This window comes from Halogeometricum sp. CBA1124 (assembly GCF_009741955.1).
In the GTDB taxonomy this organism is placed as follows: domain Archaea; phylum Halobacteriota; class Halobacteria; order Halobacteriales; family Haloferacaceae; genus Halogeometricum; species Halogeometricum rufum.
Genome location: NZ_WPCD01000248.1, coordinates 1 through 4,646, shown reverse-complemented (window position 1 = coordinate 4,646; position 4,646 = coordinate 1). Strand labels below are relative to the sequence as shown.

The 4,646-nt window shown below is 64.4% G+C and carries 6 protein-coding genes and 2 pseudogenes; 4 read left to right on the top strand and 4 right to left on the bottom strand.

What is annotated here, in order from left to right; translation table 11 throughout:
* Nucleotides 1–245 precede the first annotated feature (245 nt).
* From nreA to GJ632_RS19535, 3 genes and pseudogenes are all read left to right on the top strand, one after another.
* Nucleotides 246–1,509: pseudogene (gene nreA, locus GJ632_RS19545) on the top strand (DNA repair protein NreA).
* 48 nt (nucleotides 1,510–1,557) lie between these two features.
* Complete coding sequence (locus tag GJ632_RS19540) at nucleotides 1,558–1,746, top strand: hypothetical protein (protein ID WP_191453813.1); 189 nt, start codon at nucleotides 1,558–1,560, stop codon at nucleotides 1,744–1,746.
* A gap of 84 nt (nucleotides 1,747–1,830) precedes the next feature.
* Complete coding sequence (locus GJ632_RS19535; protein WP_191453812.1) at nucleotides 1,831–2,145, top strand: permease; 315 nt, start codon at nucleotides 1,831–1,833, stop codon at nucleotides 2,143–2,145.
* A gap of 24 nt (nucleotides 2,146–2,169) precedes the next feature.
* Here GJ632_RS19535 and GJ632_RS19530 read toward each other — a convergent pair whose 3' ends face one another.
* On the bottom strand, nucleotides 2,170–2,823 hold the full coding sequence (locus tag GJ632_RS19530; RefSeq protein WP_191453811.1) for a helix-turn-helix domain-containing protein: 654 nt from the start codon (nucleotides 2,821–2,823) through the stop codon (nucleotides 2,170–2,172).
* A gap of 278 nt (nucleotides 2,824–3,101) precedes the next feature.
* Between GJ632_RS19530 and GJ632_RS19525 the strand changes: the two genes are divergently transcribed.
* Complete coding sequence (locus GJ632_RS19525) at nucleotides 3,102–3,302, top strand: hypothetical protein (RefSeq protein WP_191453810.1); 201 nt, start codon at nucleotides 3,102–3,104, stop codon at nucleotides 3,300–3,302.
* 10 nt (nucleotides 3,303–3,312) lie between these two features.
* On the opposite strand, the gene GJ632_RS19520 is transcribed toward GJ632_RS19525, so the two are convergent.
* The 3 genes and pseudogenes from GJ632_RS19520 to GJ632_RS24335 form a co-directional block, all read right to left on the bottom strand.
* Nucleotides 3,313–3,765 (bottom strand): DUF302 domain-containing protein, encoded by a 453-nt coding sequence (locus GJ632_RS19520; protein ID WP_191453809.1) that lies wholly within the window; start codon nucleotides 3,763–3,765, stop codon nucleotides 3,313–3,315.
* Between the two features lie 71 nt (nucleotides 3,766–3,836).
* Nucleotides 3,837–4,524, bottom strand: a pseudogene (locus tag GJ632_RS19515) (type II CAAX prenyl endopeptidase Rce1 family protein).
* Nucleotides 4,525–4,544: 20 nt separating this feature from the next.
* Entirely contained in the window at nucleotides 4,545–4,643 is a 99-nt protein-coding gene (locus GJ632_RS24335; RefSeq protein ID WP_343161274.1) for a DUF5789 family protein, read from the bottom strand.
* Between the last annotated feature and the right edge of the window lie 3 nt (nucleotides 4,644–4,646).

The following is a 4,646-nucleotide window of genomic DNA, read 5'->3' as shown; positions in this document are numbered from 1 at the left end:
CGAAACCGGTATCAGGAACAGATCGAAGCGATGGGCATCCACGGCTGACCGACGCCGTTCGAACACCGCTCGCGTTCTCCGCGTCTCTCCGTTCTCCGCGCCTCTCCGTTCTCCGCGTCTCTCCGTTGCCCCGTTTTCTCTCTGGCCGGTCTCCGACGCGCACCGACGCCGAACGGTCGCGTCGCCGTCGTTCGGCGCGTCCGCGACAGGTTCAAGCGACTCCCGTCGCTACCTCCGACGAGTAGATGCGCCTCGACGAGTACATGGACATCGCGGCGGAGTCCGACCGCGCGAAGCGTCGCCGCCTCGCCCAGGAGAAGTCCTACGACGTCCTCGACCACCTGGAGACGTTCCAGAACCGGTTCGAGGAGACGGTACAGGGCGACTCGCTGTTCGGGAGCGTCTCCCCGTCCATCTTCGTCGGCCGGTCGAACTACCCGAACGTCTCGACGGGCATCCTCTCGCCCGTCGGCCGCGAGGAGGACGCCGCGAAGTTCGAGACGTCCGCCGGGTGGTACGAGGAGGGCGTCTCCATCGGCGACGTGTTTCAGCGTCGGACGAGTCTCCTGAACTCCAACCGACCGACTGAGGTGCAGAACGTCGACGACGCGTGGGACGGCTTCCTCGGCGTCCAGCGCGAAGTCGCCATCGCCGACCGGCCGGTGAGCGTCGAAATCGGGCTGGACGGCCGCCCGGACGTGGACTTCGACGTGAGTCCCGACGACGTGGGCACGCCCGTCGGCCCGCGCGCGCGCCCAGTCGGCGGACCTGGCGGAGAACCCGCACGTCCCCCGGCCCGTCCAGAAGACGCTGGAGGACGACGACTGGAACGCGCAGGGCGCGATGAACTACCTGTACCGGCGCGGGTTCGACGTGTACGACATCAACACCATCCTCTCGGCCGGCGCACTCGGACGCGGCGAGAACCGCCGTCTCGTCCCCACGCGGTGGTCCATCACCGCCGTGGACGACACGGTGGGGCAGTTCCTCCGGGGACGCATCCGGACGAACCCGAGCGTCGACGCCGTCGAGATTCACCGCAACGAGTTCCTCGGCAACGCCTTCTGGGTGATTCTCGCGCCCGGCGACTGGGAGTTCGAGTTGGTCGAGATGAAGGCGCCGGGCAGCGTCTGGAACCCCGACCCGGCGGCGGGGATGTATCTGGCCGCCGACGGCGAGGGGTTCGAGGGGCGGACGGGCTACGTCGAGGAGACGGCAGGCGCGTACCACGCCTCCCGACTCGGCGTGTTGGAGCATCTCGACGGGCGGGGGCGACAGGCGAAGGTACTCGTCCTCCGCCACGTCTCCGACGACTACTGGGGGCCGGTCGGCGTCTGGCAGGTTCGCGAGTCGATCAGAGACGCCTTCGACGGCGAACGCGCCGAGGCGGAGACGTTCGCCGCCGCCGTCCGGCAGGTGACGGAGTACCTCCCGGTTTCTCTCGGCGACTTGCGCCGGAAGTCCACGATGGCCTCGGGTCTGCAGACGAACCTCGGCGACTTCTCGTGACGTTTCGGACCACCAACAGTTTTCCCGCCGCCCGTCGTCCCCTCCCGTATGGTCCCGTTCGTCCTCCAGTTCGGCGTGCCCGGCGGTGTCGAGATACTGATTCTGTTCCTCGTGTACGGCCTGTTCGGACTCATCCCCGTCGTCGCCGTCCTCGTGGTGGTCTACTACATCTACAAGATTCGACAGGACACGAACCGGATGGCGGAGTCGCTCGAACGAATCGCGGAACGACTGTGACTGGTTGCAATTGTGGTGCCACGTCAACATCATGGTGCACCATGGCGTGAGAATATGTGCGCGGAGGGCGTCCCTCGAATCGAGATGGACGACCTCTCTCAGGAGTTCGGCATCCTTTCACAACGACGCCGACTCACCACTCTCGTCGTTCTGAAGGAGTTCGATAGGCCGATGACACTGTCCGAACTCGTCACGGAAGTAGCGGTCAGGGAGTTAGAGGTTCCACGCGACGATATCAGCGACGAACAGCACAGGCAGATACGCTCGTCGTTCCACCACGTCCATCTTCCGAAACTGGTCGACGCCGACCTCGTTCAGTACTCGACGACCGGGGAGATGCTTCGACTGAACGATTCGGCCGCGACCGTCGGTCGAATCATCGACGCCGTCTTCGCGTGACGACGCGCCCCCGAGCGCCGTGTTTTACTTCGACTCCACTTCCAGCAGTGCGTTCGTCACCAGGGTGACGATGGCCCGCCGCAGGCGTTCGGTCACCGCCTGGTCGGAGACGCCCAGTCTGTCGGCGAGTTCGACCGTGGTGATTCGACGCGGAATGTCGTAGTACCCCTCCTCGACGGCCAAGAAGAGCGTCTCTCGCTGTCGAATCGTGAGGCCGTACCACGGGCCAGCGTCGGGCTTCGTCGGGTTGTAGATACGGTGTACGTCGACGTCGATTCGCGCGTCGCGGCACGACTGCTTGAAGTCGTTCAAGTCCTCGTACTTCTCGAACCGGCACTCGAACTCCCACGTGTCCGTAGTGCCCGTCGCTTCGAGGATGTGGCCGGCGTTCTCGTGGATGCTCCGAAAGACGACGTCGTCGGCGCTGTGCCAGTCGAGGCCGAACAGAATCTTTCCCTCGTGTTCGTCCACTTCGGTGATGCTCTCGACGGCGTCGTGCGAGCGCACCGAGTCGAGAAATCGGTCCTTGTCGGCGTCGTACACCCAGAAGAACGGAACCGCCTTCTCACCGATGGGGACCAGCGTTTCGAGTTCGATACTCGTCTCCGACCGCATCGAGAGAATCCGACCTAGCGCGAACTGAGAGGAGGGGATACGAAGGTCTGCGATAACGCTCATGATAACTCGACAGTTGTGATACCCGACCCGGCCGTATCATTTGGTGGCTTGGTACACCATGTAGTAGCCGTTCGAGTAGCATAAACCGTCGTTCTCTCGCTCCGACAGGAGAGATGCATGGTATGCCAAGTTACAGTTGGAAAGTCTACAATAGTGTTAACCGTGCATAGTTCATCCTGTGAGACACGTTCCTGACCCGCCTGTCGATTCTGTTCAGGGAGTCTTCGGACAGTCCGAGACTCCGCGCCGGTCACCGGATGTCGTTTCACAGCACTACCATGACCTCTCCGCCCTCTTCGGACGACTCGATACGGACGAGCGAACGGTTCGGTATCACCCTCGAACGAATCGTCCGAGAAGCGCATCGGAACGGCGTCGACGTCGAGGGGGGATGGGAGTGTTCCATCCAAGACGCCGACACCGAGTACGACGTCGTCGTCACCAGAATCGGTCGCAGAGCGGAGACGGAAGAAGAGTAAGCGTCGGTCGTTACTCGGCGGCGTCGAGGTTCGAGAACGCCTCGTCGACGAGTTCGCCCGTGTCGGCGACGATGTCGGCCATCGTCTCGTCGTCGGGCGCCATCCCGACGAGGCGGGCGATGCGCATGATACTCACGTGGTAGACGGTCTGAACGCCGGGTTCCTCCTGCCAGACGACGACGTTGCAGGGGAACAGGCCGCCCATCTTCTTCTCGGAGGCGTCGAGCGCTCTGTCGGCCATGTTGGGGTTGCACGCCCCCAGCACGTAGTAGGGGTCGCGGCCGGCGTCGACTTTCTCGTTGAGCATGTCCGAGGCGGAGAACTCGGTGGCGACGCCGAACCCGGCGTCGGTGAACGCCTCGCGGACGTGTTCGACGGCCTCCTCGTGGTCCATGTGGAGGGTCGCGCGTTCTTCGCCGATGTCGGACGAACTGACGGCTGACGGGTCGATGGGAAGCGTCATCGCTCGACGCTACGACGCGGACGCTGGAAAAGGTATGGGAGTGTCCGGAGCGCACACGACCGGCTCGTCGCTCAGAGCGGAATCGGGAGCCAGCGAAGCCACCCGAGCACCGTCTCCGTGGGGATGAGTGGGTCGTGCAGGACCAACCAGTCCAGCAGTCCCAGCCCCAGTCCGTGCGCGACGATGGACGGGAGGATGGAGTCGCTGTCGTAGTCGACGGCGCCGAACAGCACGTCCGTCGGCGCAGACAGCACCAGTTCTATCGGCGGCTTGCGACGTGATGGAAAGCGTAGATGACGGGACTGATGAAGACGCTCTTGAAGCCGAACTCCTCGCCGACGCGACGCAGAGGAGGCCGCGGTAGTACGTCTCCGCGGCCACGACGACGACCAACTGCTGGAGGGCGTGCGGCAGGAACGCCGCGAGCGCCGGACTCGTCTGCCACATCGGGTAGTACGCGCGGATGCTCGGCAGCGACGACCCGACGACGTAGAACGGGAGGACGATGGCCGAGACGACGATGGTGTTCCGTATCGCTCGCCGGTTCACCCGCCACCCGAGGTTGCGGCCGTGCGTGACGGCCAGCGCCATCGGGAGTACGAGGAAGACGACGGCGTCGCGGAACGCGCGGTAGGTCAGGTCGCTCGTCGGGACGGTCCACGCCCCCCACAGAATGCTCAGAAACAGCCCCCACAGTAGCGACTTCTGGAGCCACGAGAGGCGACTGATGGTATCGCGGAGGCGGGAGTACCCGGACACGAGAATGCTCGGCGGCGCGGCTACTTCGTCTCGACGGGGCCGGTGCCGACGACGGACTGTACCGCTTCGACGAAGTCCTGCCGCGTCTCGAAGTAGTCGGCGTCGACCCGTTCGAGCACGTC

Excerpts from the sequence above, each read along its gene's own strand:
- GJ632_RS19540 (WP_191453813.1), top strand. The coding sequence starts at position 1,558 with ATGGTCCCGTTCGTCCTCCAGTTCGGCGTGCCCGGCGGTGTCGAGATA.
- GJ632_RS19530 (WP_191453811.1), bottom strand. The coding sequence starts at position 2,823 with ATGAGCGTTATCGCAGACCTTCGTATCCCCTCCTCTCAGTTCGCGCTA.
- GJ632_RS19535 (WP_191453812.1), top strand. The coding sequence starts at position 1,831 with ATGGACGACCTCTCTCAGGAGTTCGGCATCCTTTCACAACGACGCCGA.
- GJ632_RS19525 (WP_191453810.1), top strand. The coding sequence starts at position 3,102 with ATGACCTCTCCGCCCTCTTCGGACGACTCGATACGGACGAGCGAACGG.
- GJ632_RS19520 (WP_191453809.1), bottom strand. The coding sequence starts at position 3,765 with ATGACGCTTCCCATCGACCCGTCAGCCGTCAGTTCGTCCGACATCGGC.